General features: G+C 64.0%; 18 protein-coding genes and 1 pseudogene. 9 read left to right on the plus strand and 10 right to left on the minus strand.

Features of this window, described 5'->3' with window-relative positions; genetic code table 11:
* Positions 1–5 precede the first annotated feature (5 nt).
* Positions 6–455, minus strand: a complete 450-nt coding sequence (locus tag ACFQH2_RS06925; protein WP_377052156.1) for an acyl-CoA thioesterase — start codon at positions 453–455, stop codon at positions 6–8.
* Positions 456–543: 88 nt separating this feature from the next.
* On the opposite strand from ACFQH2_RS06925, the gene ACFQH2_RS06930 reads away from it, so the two are divergent.
* Genes ACFQH2_RS06930 through ACFQH2_RS06940 form a run of 3 tightly spaced genes read left to right on the plus strand, consistent with a single transcriptional unit; the run spans position 544 to position 3,111 of the window.
* Positions 544–2,340 (plus strand): TraB/GumN family protein, encoded by a 1,797-nt coding sequence (locus ACFQH2_RS06930; protein WP_377076584.1) that lies wholly within the window; start codon positions 544–546, stop codon positions 2,338–2,340.
* Positions 2,306–2,938 (plus strand): metalloprotease, encoded by a 633-nt coding sequence (locus ACFQH2_RS06935; RefSeq protein ID WP_377052160.1) that lies wholly within the window; start codon positions 2,306–2,308, stop codon positions 2,936–2,938. Before ACFQH2_RS06930 ends, ACFQH2_RS06935 begins: the two co-directional genes overlap by 35 nt.
* Positions 2,938–3,111, plus strand: coding sequence for a hypothetical protein (locus ACFQH2_RS06940; RefSeq protein WP_377052162.1), 174 nt, complete (start codon positions 2,938–2,940; stop codon positions 3,109–3,111). Before ACFQH2_RS06935 ends, ACFQH2_RS06940 begins: the two co-directional genes overlap by 1 nt.
* Before the next feature lie 27 nt (positions 3,112–3,138).
* On the opposite strand, the gene ACFQH2_RS06945 is transcribed toward ACFQH2_RS06940, so the two are convergent.
* A complete protein-coding gene (locus tag ACFQH2_RS06945) occupies positions 3,139–3,570 on the minus strand; it encodes a universal stress protein (RefSeq protein ID WP_377052165.1) in 432 nt (143 codons plus the stop codon).
* A gap of 95 nt (positions 3,571–3,665) precedes the next feature.
* Positions 3,666–4,322 carry a helix-turn-helix domain-containing protein gene (locus tag ACFQH2_RS06950; protein ID WP_377076585.1) on the minus strand — a complete coding sequence of 219 codons (657 nt, stop codon included), beginning with the start codon at positions 4,320–4,322 and terminating at the stop codon, positions 3,666–3,668.
* 188 nt (positions 4,323–4,510) lie between these two features.
* Here ACFQH2_RS06950 and ACFQH2_RS06955 point away from each other — a divergent pair, with 188 nt between their 5' ends.
* The 3 genes from ACFQH2_RS06955 (at position 4,511) to ACFQH2_RS06965 (ending at position 5,667) form a co-directional block, all read left to right on the plus strand.
* A complete protein-coding gene (locus ACFQH2_RS06955) occupies positions 4,511–5,152 on the plus strand; it encodes a helix-turn-helix domain-containing protein (protein ID WP_377052169.1) in 642 nt (213 codons plus the stop codon).
* 75 nt (positions 5,153–5,227) lie between these two features.
* Positions 5,228–5,485 carry a hypothetical protein gene (locus ACFQH2_RS06960; protein WP_377052171.1) on the plus strand — a complete coding sequence of 86 codons (258 nt, stop codon included), beginning with the start codon at positions 5,228–5,230 and terminating at the stop codon, positions 5,483–5,485.
* A complete protein-coding gene (locus ACFQH2_RS06965) occupies positions 5,482–5,667 on the plus strand; it encodes a hypothetical protein (protein WP_377076586.1) in 186 nt (61 codons plus the stop codon). Before ACFQH2_RS06960 ends, ACFQH2_RS06965 begins: the two co-directional genes overlap by 4 nt.
* Positions 5,668–5,673: 6 nt before the next feature.
* On the opposite strand, the gene ACFQH2_RS06970 is transcribed toward ACFQH2_RS06965, so the two are convergent.
* The 3 genes from ACFQH2_RS06970 to ACFQH2_RS06980 all read right to left on the minus strand — a co-directional run bounded on the left by ACFQH2_RS06970 (position 5,674) and on the right by ACFQH2_RS06980 (position 7,016).
* Entirely contained in the window at positions 5,674–6,102 is a 429-nt protein-coding gene (locus ACFQH2_RS06970) for a DUF7539 family protein (RefSeq protein WP_377052175.1), read from the minus strand.
* 40 nt (positions 6,103–6,142) lie between these two features.
* On the minus strand, positions 6,143–6,658 hold the full coding sequence (locus ACFQH2_RS06975) for a hypothetical protein (RefSeq protein WP_377052177.1): 516 nt from the start codon (positions 6,656–6,658) through the stop codon (positions 6,143–6,145).
* Between the two features lie 106 nt (positions 6,659–6,764).
* Positions 6,765–7,016 carry an MTH865 family protein gene (locus tag ACFQH2_RS06980; RefSeq protein ID WP_377052179.1) on the minus strand — a complete coding sequence of 84 codons (252 nt, stop codon included), beginning with the start codon at positions 7,014–7,016 and terminating at the stop codon, positions 6,765–6,767.
* A gap of 116 nt (positions 7,017–7,132) precedes the next feature.
* On the opposite strand from ACFQH2_RS06980, the gene ACFQH2_RS06985 reads away from it, so the two are divergent.
* Positions 7,133–8,260: an AI-2E family transporter gene (locus ACFQH2_RS06985; protein WP_377052181.1), complete on the plus strand. Its 1,128-nt coding sequence runs from the start codon at positions 7,133–7,135 to the stop codon at positions 8,258–8,260.
* Between the two features lie 7 nt (positions 8,261–8,267).
* On the opposite strand, the gene ACFQH2_RS06990 is transcribed toward ACFQH2_RS06985, so the two are convergent.
* A complete protein-coding gene (locus tag ACFQH2_RS06990; protein WP_377052183.1) occupies positions 8,268–10,412 on the minus strand; it encodes a thioredoxin domain-containing protein in 2,145 nt (714 codons plus the stop codon).
* Between the two features lie 275 nt (positions 10,413–10,687).
* Here ACFQH2_RS06990 and ACFQH2_RS06995 point away from each other — a divergent pair, with 275 nt between their 5' ends.
* The gene (locus tag ACFQH2_RS06995) at positions 10,688–11,872 is read left to right on the plus strand and encodes a hypothetical protein (protein WP_377052185.1); all 1,185 of its coding nucleotides are present in this window, start codon (positions 10,688–10,690) and stop codon (positions 11,870–11,872) included.
* 46 nt (positions 11,873–11,918) lie between these two features.
* Here ACFQH2_RS06995 and ACFQH2_RS07000 read toward each other — a convergent pair.
* The 3 genes and pseudogenes from ACFQH2_RS07000 to ACFQH2_RS07010 all read right to left on the minus strand — a co-directional run.
* Positions 11,919–12,164 (minus strand): annotated as a pseudogene (locus tag ACFQH2_RS07000) (hypothetical protein); the annotation flags it as partial.
* 97 nt (positions 12,165–12,261) lie between these two features.
* On the minus strand, positions 12,262–12,570 hold the full coding sequence (locus ACFQH2_RS07005; protein WP_377076587.1) for a trehalase family glycosidase: 309 nt from the start codon (positions 12,568–12,570) through the stop codon (positions 12,262–12,264).
* A complete protein-coding gene (locus ACFQH2_RS07010; RefSeq protein WP_377076588.1) occupies positions 12,567–13,787 on the minus strand; it encodes a trehalase family glycosidase in 1,221 nt (406 codons plus the stop codon). Before ACFQH2_RS07010 ends, ACFQH2_RS07005 begins: the two co-directional genes overlap by 4 nt.
* A gap of 151 nt (positions 13,788–13,938) precedes the next feature.
* Between ACFQH2_RS07010 and purD the strand changes: the two genes are divergently transcribed.
* The gene (gene purD / locus ACFQH2_RS07015; protein ID WP_377052189.1) at positions 13,939–15,231 is read left to right on the plus strand and encodes a phosphoribosylamine--glycine ligase; all 1,293 of its coding nucleotides are present in this window, start codon (positions 13,939–13,941) and stop codon (positions 15,229–15,231) included.
* Positions 15,232–15,233: the final 2 nt, after the last annotated feature.

Genomic DNA, 15,233 nt, shown 5'->3' on the forward strand with positions numbered 1-15,233 from the left:
GGCCGTTACTGTTCGCCGTTCTCGCCAGCGAGCGCCTCCTCGCGTAGCCGCTCGCCGCGCTCCGAATCGACGACGAGGTCGGGCACTGTGACGGTGTTCCGGTCCTCGTCGATGGCCACGTAGATGAAATAGGAGTCGGCGGTCTGTTCGGTCTCGCCGGTGAGCGGGTTCTCGCGATACGTCTGGACGCGGACACGAACGCTCGTCGTCCCGGCGGCGTAGACGTACGCCTCGATCAGGGCGGTGTCGCCCACCTCGATGGGGCGTTTGAAATCGACGCGGTCCATCCGGGCAGTGACGCAGGTTTCGCCTGCAAAGCGCATCGCGGACATCCCGCCGACCTCGTCCATCCACTTGACGACGTTGCCACCGTGGGCGGTTTCGAGCATGTTGGCGTGGTTCGGCTGGACCATCTCGCGGTTCTCGATATAGGATTCGAGGAGCGTCTCCGGCATGTCACGCACTCGGACCGGCCGGGAGAAGTATCCCCCGACTCGTCGGACACGACAAGCGTAAAAACCGCGCGCGTATATTTTGGCGTAGATGACGGACCCAGCGGAGCCGGATGACGTGGACGCCGTCCCCTCGGAAGAGGGGAGCGTGACCGTCGTCGGGACGGCCCACGTCTCTGCGGAGAGCGCAGAGCGGGTCGAGGAGACGATTCGCGAGGAGCGCCCGGACGTCGTCGCCGTCGAACTCGACGAGGGGCGCTACCGCCAGATGCAGGGCGAAACACCCGACGATATCGAGGCGAAGGACCTGCTGAGCGGCAACACTGTCTTTCAGTTCCTCGCCTACTGGATGCTCTCGTACGTCCAGACGCGGATGGGCGACCGGTTCGATATCGAGCCGGGCGCTGACATGCGAGCGGCGACCGATACCGCCGACGAACTCGGTCTTGGACTCGCGCTCGTCGACCGAGATATTCAGGTCACGATGCAGCGGTTCTGGACCAGACTCTCTATCGGCGAGAAGGCAAAACTCGTCGGCGGCCTCGCGCTCGGCATCACCGACCCGCGAACGCTCGGCGTCGTCGGCGGCATGGTCCTCGGGATGCTGTTCGGCGCGGTTGGCGGCGTCGCCGTTGCGCCCGCACTCGGCTACGGCGAACTACTGACGCTTGGCGTTACGAGCGCCGGGCTATTACAGCTTCTCGGCGCTGTCGCCTTCGGAGCTATCGCCGGCCTCCTGCTTGGGTCCCTGTTCTTGCCGTCGATCAGCCCACCGCCGGGACTTGGGCTTGACGGCTTTACGACGCGGTTGCTTGTCGGGAGCGTCGCCGGCATCGCCGGCGCAGTTGCACTCGTTACGAGCGGCGTCGCCCCGCTCGGCCTCTTCGGCCCCGAAACGTTCGAGGGCTACGGCGTCACGGCGCTTCGGCTCGGAACGGGCGTTGCGGCAGGTGGCGCGGTCGGCCTCCTGCTCGGAACGCTCGTCGGCGTCCTGCTCAGTGCCTCGATGGAGGAGGTCGAGGAGATAGACGAGGAGTTCGACATCGAAGAGCTAACCGACGGCGACGTGGTTTCGGCGATGATGGAGGAGTTCCGCCGGTTCAGTCCCCGCGGTGCCGAGGCACTGATCGACGAGCGCGACGCCTTCATCGCACACAAACTGAACGCGCTGCGGGCGAACGGTTATCATGTGGTCGCGGTCGTCGGCGCGGGCCATCGTGCCGGCATCGAAGAGTATCTCGCACGGCCCACGACGCTACCCGATATGGGGTCGATCTCGGAGACGGCGACGAAACGGCGCTTCTCGATCGGCAAGGCAGTCGGCTACCTCTTTACCGTCGGCTTCGCCGTGTTCTTCCTTCTCCTGCTCCTCGCAGGCGTCGAGGACGGGTTCTTGCTTCGGCTGTTCGGCGCGTGGTTCCTGATCAACGGCGTCTTCGCGTTCGGCCTGGCCCGACTCGGCGGTGCACACTGGTCCAGTGCGGGCGTCGGCGGCGCGGTTGCGTGGCTGACCAGCATCAATCCGATGCTCGCCCCTGGCTGGTTCACCGGCTACATGGAACTGCGCAAGCGCCCGGTCAACGTCAGCGACATCCAGACGCTGAACGAGATCCTCGACGACACCGAGAGTCCCATCTCGGAACTCGTCGACCGGATGTTCGACGTCCCGCTCTTTCGGCTGATCACGGTCGTCGCGCTGACGAACATCGGAAGCATCATCGCCAGTTTCCTGTTTATCACCGTCGTGGTGCCGTATATGGCCCCTGAGATCGGAGGACTCAGCGGCGTCGGTACCGAACTGATCAACGGCGCGCGAAACGGCGCGGAGATCCTCGCGGGGTTCCTCCCTGATCATGGTCGGCGTTCCAAGCCGCACACGGCGACGTGAGCTAACCTTTAGCGCCGACGAAAAACGTGACCTCGCGGTCGCGTGGATCGCACTCAGCGTCGCCTTTGCGATCTTTATTTTCCTGCATATGGCCAGTGGGGCCGCAGGAATCGCCCAGGTCGTCGCGCTCTCGATGATCACTGTCGGCGTCAGTTTCGTCCTCCACGAACTCGGTCACAAGGTGGCCGCGGTTCGGTTCGGACAGGTCGCCGAGTTTCGCGCCGACTACGGGATGCTCTTTCTCGCCATCATGAGCGCGATTATCGGCTTCATCTTCGCGGCACCCGGCGCGGTACACCATCGCGGTCGGATCACCCTCGGAGAGAACGGGCTGATCGCACTTGCCGGGCCAGCGGTGAATCTGGGACTCGCCGCCGTCTTCCTTCCGCTCGTGTTCGTCCCGGTCGCATTCGTCGAGCAGGTCGGCCGTTTCGGCGTCTTCATCAACGTCTTCCTGGCGACGTTCAACATGGTTCCGTTCGGCCCGCTCGACGGGAAGACGGTCTATAACTGGAGCAAGGGCGTCTTCGCGCTGGTCTTTTTCCCGTGTCTCGCACTGATCTACTTCGTCTACACACGGATCGGAATCGGGATCTGATGCGCCGCCACCAGCTACCGATTGCGACCGGCGTCATGCTCGTCTCCGCGGCCACCGGTGCGGCAGTCTCGGGCTACCCACGGTTGGAACTGCTGCTGATCGGTGCGGGCGCTGGCCTTCTCTCGATACTGCTCGGTCTCGTGCTCGCGCCGAAGCCGTCGGCGAAGGAGTGACTCCGGTAGCACGGGTCGTCTGACCGGCTATTTGACGATGGTCACCGGAACTGTCGTCTTATCGACGACGGTCTTGGCGACGCTCCCGACTACGTAATCCGGCTTGTCCGAGAGGCCGCGGTGACCGACGTAGATGCCGTCGATGTCCCGCTCCTCTGCCCGTGCCGTAATCGACTCGGCTGGTCGGCCGGTCAGTAGTTCAGTGCTGATCTCGATGTCGGCGTCCTGGGCCGCGACAGCATCTTCGGCAACCCTCCTGGCCTGTTCGAGGATCCGCTCCGCCTGCTCGATTGCGGCATCCTCACCCGGGAGTACGACCTGTCCGTCCACGAGTTCGGTCTCCGGCGTCAGCACGTGGACGACCTCGAGGTCCGCGCCCACCATGGCCGCCTGCGCCGCGGCCTGTTCGACTGCGGTATCGCTGACTGCCGATCCGTCGGTGGCGACTATATACTGCATAGATGGAACTACTATCTCGAAGGTAGTTATTATTTCATGCATTCCTGCTTGCCGGGAATCACCGCAGTCGACGACCCCGAGAGCCGCCGCCGCGCTCAGCCCTCCGATTTCATCGGGACGAGCGTGTAGGAGACCAGCGAGACGATGGCGCGGCGGAGCCGTTCGGTGACGGCCTGATCCGAGATGCCAAGTTCGTCAGCGACTTCCTTGGTCGTACAGCCTCTTGGGATGTCGTAATAGCCCATCTCCACGGCGAGTTCTATCGCCTCCCGCTGGGGGTCAGTGAGGCCGTACCACGGGCCGACGTCGGGCTCCGTCGGATTGTAGACGCGGACTATCTCCAGTGAAATCTGTGCTTCCTTGCAGTGACTGGTGAACGAACTGAGCGCGTCATGCGTCGGAAAACGGATTCTGAACTCCCACTCTTCGGGGGTTCCGATAGCGCTCAGAAGTTGTCCGTCGTACTCTTGCATGCCTCCGAAGAGGTGGTCCTGGTTCACGTCCCAGTCCAGCGTGAACAGCGTCTTGTCCTCGAACACGTCAACCCGCTTTATTTCGTTGACAGCAGGATGCTCCTGGACGCTCTCGACGAACGACTCCCGCGCCCGATCGTGAATCCAGAAGAGGGGGACAGCAGCGTCGGCTATCGGGACGAGACTTTCGAGTTCGATAGAAGCGCCACCTTCGACGGTGAGAATCTGCCCGAGCTCGAAATCACCGGAAGCTACCCGAATCTCCCCGATTACGCTCATTAGTCACTCCTCCGTTGATTGCGCCGCTACAAAACATGGTGGCTTGGTATACCAAGTTACCACCCTAATTGCGGGATACTTCTGCTTTCGGTAGGCTCGGTTGCGGTCTTCGATCCGTGGCGGGGTCCCCCTTTGTCCCTGATACACCATCGGTATGTGTTATTCACGTGGGCCACCAAGGATATGTTATGGCTACCGTGATGGAGTTTACGAGTCCGGCCGCGGAGTTCCCACTCGGGACGGTCTTCGAGAACCTCCCCGACGTGAGCGTCGAACTGGAACGGCTCATCCCCCACGATACGCTGATTATTCCGTACTTCTGGGTGCGGGGTGCTGAAGCGGCCGATATCGAAGCATCGTTCGAGGCCCACGAGGGCCTGGCCGATATCGAACTGATCGACAGTGTCGAGCACGAGTATCTCATGCGCGTCGAATGGGAACGGGAGTACGTCGGGGTTCTGAACGCGCTTGCCGAAATGAACCTCGCCGTCCTCTCCGGCGTCGGCACCGCGACCGGGTGGGACTTCGAGGTCCGCGGCGAGAGCCAGGACGAGATCAGCGAGTTCCGCTCGTACTGTCAGGAGCACGATATCCCGATCGACATCACGGCCGTCCACTCGCTCCTGCCGATACAGAGCGAGGGCTACGAACTGACCGACACCCAGCGGGAAGCACTCGTGCTGGCCTTCGAGCGCGGTTACTTCGACTCGCCGCGGACTGTCTCGCTCGAGGAGATTGCCGAGGAACTGGGTATCACACAGCAGTCGCTATCCTCGCGACTCAGGCGTGGCCACCGCCGTCTCATCGCCGCCACGCTGGTCAAAGAGTGAGCCCGGGCGTTACTTATATAGGTACTGTATAATCAGTAACCGAACTCAAACAGCACTGGCAGCTAGATATCTTTAATGATCGCTACACGGAGTGGTGTCGGCCTACGACCGCTTGAGTCCTACCAGAACTCTCGAACGTATCGCACCCGGTACGAACAGGAAACGGCCTCTCGGACCATTGCCACGACTGCGTTGCTCGCGGAGGCACAAGACGTCGACGTCTCCCTCAGACTCGAGGAACACGGCATCGTGCCGAACTTCGATGACGTTGCGCTCACACGGCCGGACGAGCAAGGGACGGACGCGGATCTCACGGGGTCGTCAGCGTCATGACGGGCGATGAATCCGTGCCTGGGTCAGAGTCGGACTTTCACGCGGAGTTAGAATCGCTCCTCCAGCGCGCAGATCAAAACGGCATCGATGTCGAAGGGGGCTGGGACTGCAGAAACGGCCCCGAGCATCCGGACTGGGACATCATCATCACCGAAGTCAAAAAGACCACCAACGCCGAGTAGCAGCGATCATTGCTGTGTTTCACGCAGAAACGCTGCTAGCTCTTCTTCGATGAGTGCCGAGACGCGCTCGCTATAGTCCCAGAGCGCCGTATTGATTCGCTCTTCGGTGTCGTCGTCAAGTCCCGCCCCGCCTCGCAGGACGGAGTCCGCCGTGACCTGTGGGCGATACACGCAGACGACGCCGAGCGGTAGATCAGGGCCTGTCTCACCCGCAGAGTGAATCCCGTACTGGTCGGTTCCCCAGATACCGTCGTCTCCCTGCCGTTCGAGCCTCGAGTCGAGTGCGTCGAGAAGCCGTAGGTCTTCAGCCGAGAGGAGCGGATCCTCGCCCTCGAAAAGTTCGCTGTACGCCTCCATCCGTGCCCTTGCCGTCCAGTCTTCCAGTTGTGATTGGGCCTGTACGATCACGTGCCGTTCGTCACCGTCATCTACCATATGCAGCGGACGACGGCCTGGCCAATCAACGTTTGTGCGATCAGTAGTTCTTGAACAGCAGCGCCCGGACGTCGTCTTTCGTCGGGGCGTCCTCGCTCGTTCCGTCCGGGAGGTCGACCTCGTAGCGCGCGTCGCCACTGGTCTCTCGCCACTTCTCGTCGTGGGTGTCCAGTAACGACATCATCGCCGAGAGCCGGTCCTCGCCGCTCTGGTCGTCGTCGGCGTCATCGTCCTCGGGCTCATCGGCGTCATCGTCTTCGCTCTTTTCGGCATCATCATCTCCGCTCTCCTCGGCGTCGTCGTCCTCACTCTCCTCGGACGTGTCTTCGCTTTCCTCAGTATCCGCGTCGACGTCACGGCTATCGTCGGACTTTGTGACGTCAGCAGCCTCCTCTGCGAGCACGTCGTCGAGCGTTCCGTCGTGGTTGTCGATCAGATACTGGACCGCGTCGCCGATGCGGACGTGTCCGTAGGGACCGACGATGTCGGCTTCGAGTTCCGCGCGCAGATCTTCGAGATACTCCTGTTGATCCTCAGTAATCTCTATTGCAGGCATACAGTTCCCTGCGAAGGCGACTATTAAATAGCCTGTGACGACGGGCGGGCAGGACGGTGCCGTCGCTCGGGGGCTGGCGCAAAGAAATCGAGCGACGGTCGGCCGATCAGATCAGGTCCTGATCGTCGAGCTGTTCGAGGACGTCGTCGACGAAGGCTTCCGCCGAATCGTACGGGAAGTCGCCGCCGCCGAGTTTGGTGTTGAGCTCCATTGCAGTCATCGAGAAGTCACCGGACTCGAACTTCGTTCCGGGGCCGTTCGGCAGTGCCGGAACGAGATCCATCGGACTGGAGATGGGGTAGTCAGCGCCCTCGAAGGCGTCGATCATCTGGTCTTTGAGGTCGTCTTTATCCGCCATGTACTACACTCTGAATCGGGATAAATATTAAACTTTCGTGTAGTTGGCCGATCCGCCCGCCCTCTGACGGTTCCCCACTCCAGTGGATTTTTGTCGCAACCACAATAAGTTCCCATATGAATCGATCACAGTCGTTTCTGCTGATCTGCATCGCTTTGTCCGGACTTGCGGCGCTTCTCATCGTCCTCCCTTTCGTCGAGTACGTGCTTTCTGCTGTCGTCCTCGCATACGTTCTCTCTCCGCTTCACCGGCGCCTCGTGCCCCATCTCGGCAGGCAGGCGTCGCCGTTACTGTTGATCGTCGCGACCGTACTGACGGCGTTTCTACCGTTTTATTATATCGCCACTGCGCTCACCCGAGACCTCCAGAACCTCGCCCGCGGCCGGACGGGCCTCGAAATCGACAACGTCGAGGCGACCCTGTTCGAGCAGTTCGGCCTCGTCATCGACATCGAACAGCAACTGATGACCGGTGCGAGACAGCTTCTGGACGTGCTCTCATCGGGGGCGACCGGATTCGTCGCATTCGCACTCCGGACCTCACTTGGCCTTGCACTCCTGTTCTTCCTGCTCTACTACGGTCTGAAAGACGGGCCGAAGTTCGTCGCCTGGATGCAGACGAACTCGCCGCTCCCGCGTGACGTGACCGACAATCTCTTCGAAAAGATCGAACAGACGACGTGGGGCGTCGTCATCGGTCATATCTCCGTCGCCTTCCTGCAGGGACTACTCGGCGGCGTCGCTCTCTGGGCCGCCGGCATCCCCAGTGTCGCCTTCTGGACGTTCGTGATGATCGTCCTCGCCCTGCTGCCACTGATCGGCGCGTTCCTGGTCTGGGGACCGGCCGCGCTCTATCTCGCGGTTATCGGCGACCCGGTCTCAGCGACGTTTCTCGCGCTTTATGGGATCCTGGTCGTGAGTATGGTCGACAACTTTGCGCGCCCACTCGTGATCGACAAGCGCGCCCATCTCAACCCCGGCCTCATCCTCGTCGGGGTGTTCGGCGGCGTCTACGTGCTCGGCTTCGTCGGCCTGTTCGTCGGGCCGATCGTTCTGGGCATCTTCGTGGCGATGGTCGTGACGTTCGTCGAGGACTACGATACGCTCGCTATCGGCGAACCGGCAATCGAGACCGCTTCAGCGTCTACATCGGTGGCGAGGAGTGCCACTGATGCTGAATCGACGACGACCCCGACCGAACACGGCGGTCGTCCCGAGGGTGCCGACGACGAGGGAGAGGAGTGATCCGCGTTTAGTCGTCGTACTCCGGGGCCAGATCCTCGGCCCACGAAAGCGCCTCGTCGATGCTCGTGACCGGCGGCGAGCAGGTAAAGGAGCGACAGGTGTAGAGCGTGGGGTCGCTCCCCTGCGCCTCGCGGTCCTTCCAGATCGGCGGTGCCTCGTCGAGGTCGAGCGTCGCCAGCCAGTCCGAGAGCCCCGCCGCGGTCGGCGGTCGCCGCGCCAGAATTCGGTTGGGCAGGTACGTCTCCGCGAGGCGGTCGCGCCACTCCGCGGGCAGTGCGTCGGCGGAGACGGTGAGTTCGAGGTCGCCAGTCTGTCTGCGGTCGGCCGCCAGCGTGAGCGTGGTGTGTTCCATCGGACTCGATTCGATCTGCTGGCCGTGCGTCGAGAGGACGGTCTCGGCGATGTCGCCGAACCGCTCGTGATCGACGAAAGGCGAGAGGGACAGCAGGAGGTCGACCGCGACGCCGAGACTCGACGGCGTCGACTGGTCGCGGCGCTCCTGTGGACGCGTCACGAGCGACTCGCCGCTTGCGGGGGTGTAGTAGATCGTTCCCTCCTCGGCGTCCCAGAACTCGGCTTCGATCGTCCGCGCCAGCTCCAGTGCGAAGGCGAGGTGCTCGACGTCGCCGGTCGCCTGATAGCAGTCGAACGCGCCGCGGGCAAGGAAGGCGTAGTCCTCGAGATAGCCATCGCCCTTGACGTCGCCCGCCTCGTCGGTCGCGGGTTTGTACCGCCGGGCGAGTTCACCGCTGTCCTCGTCCCAGAGGTGCTCACGGACGAACGCGAGCGCGTCCTCGGCGAGGTCGGTCCAGCGCTCGTCGAGGGCGAGTCCGCCCTCCGCCAGCGTGGAGATCATCAGGCCGTTCCAGCCCGCGAGGATCTTCTCGTCGCGCCGGGGCCGGACACGCTCCGCTCTCGCCGCGAAGATCTGCTCGCGAGCGTCGGACAGTCGGTCCTCGATGTCCCTTTCTGAGAGGTCGTACTCCTCGGCCAGCGAGTCGACGCTTCGCGCCAGGGTCAACACGGTCTTGCCCTCGAAGTTCCCCGAGCGGGTGATGCCGTAGCGATCACAGAACAGGTCGGCGTCCTCGTCCAGGACCGCCTCGACCTGTCCGGGCGTCCAGACGTAGAACTTGCCCTCCTCGCCGTCGCTCTGGGCGTCCAGAGTGCTGTAAAAGCCGCCGCGTGCGCGGTCACCGACGCCGTCCTCGTGAGTGAGTTCGCGTTCGACGAACTCGAAAGTCTCCTCGACGACCTGCGCGTAGCGGTCCTCGCCTGTGAGTTGATAGCCAGCGAGATAGGCGCGCGGAATCTCGGCGTTGTCGTAGAGCATCTTTTCGAAGTGCGGGACGATCCACTCGCGGTCGGTGGCGTAGCGGTGGAAGCCGCCGCCGACGTGGTCGTAGAGTCCCCGGTTGCCCATCGCGTCGAGGCTCTCGACCGCGGCGTCGCGGAACGTCTCCCGGCCCGTCCGATCGAACGCCTGCATGAGCAGGTGAAGCCGCGATGGCTGGGGGAACTTCGGGCCACTGGAGCCGAACCCGCCGTGGTCGCGATCAGCGGCACGAAGCGCCGTGTTCGCGGCGTCGACAAGCACGCTATCTTCGAGTTCGGTCGGCTGACTCGGCGTCTCCTCCAGTCGGCCTTTCGCCGCTTTCGTCCACTCCTCGGCGCGGGACTCCATCTCGTCGCGGGATTCGGCCCACGAACCGGTGATGTTGTCGAGCAGTTCGAGGAAGCCGGGCATTCCCTGACGGCTCTCCCGCGGGAAGTAGGTCCCCACGTAGAACGGCTTGCCCTCGGGCGTCAGCCAGACCGAGAGCGGCCAGCCACCCCGCCCGCTGACGAGTTGACAGACGGTCTGATAGACGCTGTCCAGATCCGGTCGCTCCTCGCGGTCGACCTTGATCGGGACGAAGTTCTCGTTGAGTCGTTCGGCGACGGTCTCGTCCTCAAAGCTCTCCTCCTCCATGACGTGACACCAGTGACACGCCGAGTAGCCGATTGAAAGGAAGATCGGTACGTCGCGCTCGCGGGCGGCCTCCAGGGCGTCCTCGTCCCAGGGCTGCCAGTTGACGGGGTTGTCCGCGTGCTGGGTGAGATACGGGCTCTGTTCCTCGTCGAGGCGGTTTCGACGGGTCGGATCGGTCATAACTCTCCGTAGGTGCTGGCGGTCCTAAAGGGCGTCCTTGCGGGCAGAACCTCCACCCCGACGACCACCCGGCCGAGAGCACGTCCCCCGCGATTGCGGGGGTCGTGCTCGACGGGGAGGGCAGGCACTGCGGCCCGAAGCAGTGGCTACGGTGCGAAGCCGTCGACTGTGCCGGTGTCACTGACCGACCCCCGGTCTCGCACATCGCAATGCCGCACATGATCGCGACAACACCTAACTGGGGTGCCTGTGTAGCCCCCGAACAGCTATCGTCGATGACCCAGGAAACGTCCCGCTGGTCGAAACGCTACGTCCTCGTGGGCGCGCTCGCGCTGATCGCCTGGCAGATCGGCATTCTCTTCGCGGTCCCGCGCCGGACGGAGATACTGCTGGCCGTCTACGGCTTCGTCTTTCACGTGCTCTTCGGCAAGGCCTACGCGCTCGTCCCGGCATATTTCGACCGGCAACTCGCCGTCGCCCGGGCACCCGCAGTGCAGTTCCCGCTGGTCGTCCTCGGCACTGCTGGTCTCGTCGCGGCCTCGCTCGACGTCGGCCCGGCCGCCCTCTCGTCTGCCGGCGCGCTGCTCTGGGCGCTCGGCGTCGCACTCTTCGTCGCCGCGCTGGTCCGGACCATCGGCGACCCACTCCTTGCCGGCGAGACGGGGACTGGCGATCACAACGCCGACCGCCGCCCCGTGGATCGGCTATCGAACGGCTTCATGCCGGTTGCGCTGGGCTATCTGCTCGTCGGAGCCTACGAAACCGCGGCACTCTATGGCGGATTGCCGACACTCTTCGACGGGCTCCCCGCACAGACTACCCATCTGCTCGCTGCGGGTACGGCGACGCTGTTCGTCTTCGCACTGGGCTTTCGACTCCTGCCGCGCTTTCTCGTGGCGTACCCGCCGCTGTGGGCGCCGTGGATCGTGCTCCCCGCGGGTGCGCTCGCGCCGCTCTTGCTCGTCTGCGGACTCGTTGACGCGCGATTCCTGCTCGCCGGGGCGCTCCTCGAAGCCCTCGCAGTCTCGCTGTTTGCGGCCGTGACGCTGTGGATGCTCTACCGGTCAGAGCGTCGCCGGGTCGGCTTCTACGCGGTCGCTGTGGCCATGCTAAGCGGTGTTGCCGGCGTCTCGCTCGGCCTGTGGTTCGCGCTGGAGGGGCTCACGGCGGCAACCGTGACGCTGCATCTCCGGCTGAATCTGCTGGGCTTTCTGGGGCTAACAGTGGTCGGGATGGCCTACCAGTTCTACCCGCCGCGGGTGGGCGTACTCCCGGGGTCGACGAACCGTGCCGCGCTGCTCTCTATCGGCGGACTTGGCGGTGCGCTCGTCGTCCACGCTGTCGCCCTCGCCGCGGGGAGGCCCTCCATCATCCAGTTCGGCTACGCGCTCGCGCTCGGCGGTGCGCTTCTCTTCGGCTATCTCGTGTATAGCGCGTTTCGCCGGGGAACCTCGGGGTAGCCGAAGAGGCTATTCCTGCCTGAGGGCGCTGGCCGACGCGATTTCCGGCCCAGGACGGCCGACCATAGACAAGCCGGGCGGCCAGAAACATGATCGCCGAGACGGACATGACGAGCAGAAAGGCCTGGTCGATGCCGACGGTCGAGATTGCATACTGCCAGAGCGGCGCCAGCAGAAAGAGTCCCAGCCCGTTCCCGACGAAGATCAGGCCCGTCGCCGCCCCGCGGCGCTCGCAGGATGCCGTAGGAAAGCGGCGTCCCGAACGTGAACACCATCGCGGCCGCGCCGACGACGGCGATGAACCAGCTATATCGGCTGTTGGGGGCCGCTCCGTCAGTCGAGAGCACGATGACGGGGTAGCCATCGCCGTGCGAAAAAGCTCCCGTTGTTCACTCCCGCTCGAAGAGGTCGTACTGTTGCTGGAAGGCGATGGTGACGCCGTTCGTCCAGCCGAAGCCGTGTTGCACGCGATACTCGCCGCCGCTTCCGGTCCGACCTGTGGCGGTGACGTCGTACTTCTCGATCATTCGGCCGGTTCGCTGGTAGACGACCCGCGCGTGGTCCACCCATCGCGTCGCGATGTCCCGGGCCAGTTCGTCGTGGCCGTAGCGTTCCAGCCCCTGGACCGCGAACCAGTGCAGCGGTGCCCAGCCGTTCGGGGCGTCCCACTGCTCGCCGCTCTCGGTGAGTGTCGTCACCAGCCCCCTTTTTCGAGGAACTTCGTCCGGAGGTGGTCGGCGATGGCCGCGGCCTGCTCGTCGCTCGCCAGGCCGACATACAGCGGCACGGCCGCGGCGAGGCTCCACTTGTCGGTGCGCTCGTCGTCGACGAAACTGTAGTCGAAGTAGAACCCCGCTTGCTCGTCCCAGCAGTACCGGTCGAGGGCTTCGGCGCGACGCGCTGCCGCGGCGGCGTACTCGTCGCTTGCGGCGTCGTCGCCGACTGCCGCATGCCAGCGCGCCAGATCCGATTCGACGCCGTACAGCAAGGCGTTCAGATCAACCGGGACCAGTTCCGTGGTCCGGATGGTCTCCAGCGAGTCGTCCCGACACCAGCGACTGCTGAAGTCCCAGCCGGATTCACAGGCCGCGCGAACGTCGCGATAGAGCTTTTCACGGTCGCGCTCCGGTACGCTCTCTGCGAGTTCGACGTCCTCGTCGAACGCCTCCAGACGGGGGCCAGTCGTCTCGTCCCAGTATCGATTCAGGACTGCGTCGCCAGGGTCGACGACCCTGCGCGCTGCCGTCCCCTCGCCGTCGAGGTCCTCCTGCCCGGACATCCAGAACTCGTACTCGGCGTCGAGCGCGTCGAGATAGGGGGCAACCGCGTCGATGCCGCGTTCGCGTTCGAGTATCCCCACCGTCTCCGCGAACAGCGGCGGCTGGGTCCGCGAGGTCTGGTACTCCCGGTTCGCGTTGGGAACGTAGCCGAACTCGTCGACGGCCCACGCGAAGTTCTCGACGATGTTCTCGACGTCTTCGATGTGGCCGCTGGCTGCCAGCCCCTCCGCGGTGAAGTAGGTGTCCCAGTAGTATAGCTCCCGAAACCGACCGCCGGGCGTGACATATGGCTTTGGCGTCCCGATCAGCGAGCCGTACTCGACGGCGCGCTCGTCGCTCGGATGGTCGACCAGCTGGGGCCAGAGCGTCCGGATATGCTCGCCCATCGAATCGTCAGTCCGGGTGTCTTCGTCCTCTGTCGCCTCCCTGGCCGCGGCGTCGGGGACCTCGAAGTGCTCGTAGACGAAGTCCTGGAGATCGAACTCCGGGTCCTGTCGTCGGGTCTCGAACCGGTTGCGGATCGTCTTCGGATCCAACCGCGGGACGCAGTCGACGAACGTCTTCGAGTCCTCGAAGATATCGCTCCGCTGCACGGCCTCGAAAAGTGGGCCCTGGAGGGGTGGCGATCTGTTCATGCCGCCTACTACGTCGGGTCCGGTGTTTACGCTTTCGAATGGTTGTATATGGGTGTTGTTAATCAATTTCTCGGCGAGAACTGGTTGGCTGGCCGTCTACCGCGTGCGGAGAACAGCAAGCTTTACACTGTCCTGTGGCGGTTTTTCGGGTATGTCTGAAACCGTGCTGCTGGTCGGGGGCGGCGGCCGCGAACACGCCATTGCACGAGCGCTCGAGGACAGTGACACGACGCTGTACGCTTGCGCCGGAAACCGGAATCCCGGGATCGACGAGATCGCCGCAGGCTTCGAGTCGCTCGATACAACCGACGCTGACACAGTCGTCGACTACGCCGAGTCGGTCGACGCGACGCTCGCAGTCGTCGGGCCGGAAGCGCCGCTGGCCGAGGGCGTGGCCGACGCGCTCGATGCGGCGGGCATCTACGCATTCGGCCCGCAGGCCGAGGAAGCGCGCATCGAGACGGACAAATCGTTCCAGCGGGAGTTCATGGCCGAGCACGACGTTCCCGGCTGTCCCGACTTCGAGGTCTTCGACGACGGCGAGGCCGCCTGCGAGTATATCGACGAGTACGACGGCGACCTCGTCATCAAGCCGGCGGGCCTCACAGGCGGCAAAGGCGTCAAAGTGATCGGCGATCAGGTGACCGCCGAGGAAGGAAAGGAGTACATCCGTGACTCGAACTACGACCGGATCGTTCTCGAAGAGCGCCTCGTCGGCGAGGAGTTCACGATTCAGGGGTTCGTCGCCAACGGCTCGCTCCGGATTACGCCCGCAGTGCAGGATCACAAGCGCGCCTACGAGGGTGACGAGGGGCCCAACACGGGCGGGATGGGGAGTTACAGCGCGTCTAGTTTCCAGCTCCCGTTCATGACGCCGGCCGACTCCGCCGAGGCGCTCGACATCATGCGCTCGGTCGTCGAGGCGCTCACCGGCTACAAGGGCGTCCTCTACGGCCAGTTCATGCTCACCGACGAAGGCGTCAAGGTCGTCGAGTTCAACGCCCGCTTCGGCGATCCGGAGGCGATGAACACGCTGCCAGTGCTGGAGACTGACTTCCTCGACGTGCTGACGGCGGCCCGCGACGGCAAGGCCCTGCCCGAACTCGCCTTCGACGCGCAGGCGACAGTCTGCAAATACGCTGTCCCCGACGGCTACCCCACCGATCCCGACGCGGGCGCAATCGTTACGATCGACGAGGAGTCGGCTGGCGACGCCCTGCTGTACTACGCCAGCGTCGACGCCCGCGAGGACGGCATCTACACGACGACCTCGCGTTCCTACGCGGTCGTCGGCGTCGCTGATACGATCAGCGAGGCAGAGGAGATCGCAGAAGACGCCCTCGAACGCGCCGGTACTGAGGGCCTGCGCGTCCGTCACGATATCGGCAAAGAAAATCTCGTCCAGCAGCGCATCGACCACATGGACGACCTGCGCGGCGAGTAGGC

It is taken from the genome of Natronoarchaeum sp. GCM10025703 (assembly GCF_042661985.1).
In the GTDB taxonomy this organism is placed as follows: domain Archaea; phylum Halobacteriota; class Halobacteria; order Halobacteriales; family Natronoarchaeaceae; genus Natranaeroarchaeum.

Bases quoted from the DNA above. Each gene is read 5' to 3' on its own strand.
- ACFQH2_RS06925 (WP_377052156.1), bottom strand. From the start codon at position 455: ATGCCGGAGACGCTCCTCGAATCCTATATCGAGAACCGCGAGATGGTC.
- ACFQH2_RS06930 (WP_377076584.1), top strand. From the start codon at position 544: ATGACGGACCCAGCGGAGCCGGATGACGTGGACGCCGTCCCCTCGGAA.
- ACFQH2_RS06935 (WP_377052160.1), top strand. From the start codon at position 2,306: ATGGTCGGCGTTCCAAGCCGCACACGGCGACGTGAGCTAACCTTTAGC.
- ACFQH2_RS06940 (WP_377052162.1), top strand. From the start codon at position 2,938: ATGCGCCGCCACCAGCTACCGATTGCGACCGGCGTCATGCTCGTCTCC.
- ACFQH2_RS06945 (WP_377052165.1), bottom strand. From the start codon at position 3,570: ATGCAGTATATAGTCGCCACCGACGGATCGGCAGTCAGCGATACCGCA.
- ACFQH2_RS06950 (WP_377076585.1), bottom strand. From the start codon at position 4,322: ATGAGCGTAATCGGGGAGATTCGGGTAGCTTCCGGTGATTTCGAGCTC.
- ACFQH2_RS06955 (WP_377052169.1), top strand. From the start codon at position 4,511: ATGGCTACCGTGATGGAGTTTACGAGTCCGGCCGCGGAGTTCCCACTC.
- ACFQH2_RS06960 (WP_377052171.1), top strand. From the start codon at position 5,228: ATGATCGCTACACGGAGTGGTGTCGGCCTACGACCGCTTGAGTCCTAC.
- ACFQH2_RS06965 (WP_377076586.1), top strand. From the start codon at position 5,482: ATGACGGGCGATGAATCCGTGCCTGGGTCAGAGTCGGACTTTCACGCG.
- ACFQH2_RS06970 (WP_377052175.1), bottom strand. From the start codon at position 6,102: ATGGTAGATGACGGTGACGAACGGCACGTGATCGTACAGGCCCAATCA.
- ACFQH2_RS06975 (WP_377052177.1), bottom strand. From the start codon at position 6,658: ATGCCTGCAATAGAGATTACTGAGGATCAACAGGAGTATCTCGAAGAT.
- ACFQH2_RS06980 (WP_377052179.1), bottom strand. From the start codon at position 7,016: ATGGCGGATAAAGACGACCTCAAAGACCAGATGATCGACGCCTTCGAG.
- ACFQH2_RS06985 (WP_377052181.1), top strand. From the start codon at position 7,133: ATGAATCGATCACAGTCGTTTCTGCTGATCTGCATCGCTTTGTCCGGA.
- ACFQH2_RS06990 (WP_377052183.1), bottom strand. From the start codon at position 10,412: ATGACCGATCCGACCCGTCGAAACCGCCTCGACGAGGAACAGAGCCCG.
- ACFQH2_RS06995 (WP_377052185.1), top strand. From the start codon at position 10,688: ATGACCCAGGAAACGTCCCGCTGGTCGAAACGCTACGTCCTCGTGGGC.
- ACFQH2_RS07010 (WP_377076588.1), bottom strand. From the start codon at position 13,787: ATGAACAGATCGCCACCCCTCCAGGGCCCACTTTTCGAGGCCGTGCAG.
- purD (WP_377052189.1), top strand. From the start codon at position 13,939: ATGTCTGAAACCGTGCTGCTGGTCGGGGGCGGCGGCCGCGAACACGCC.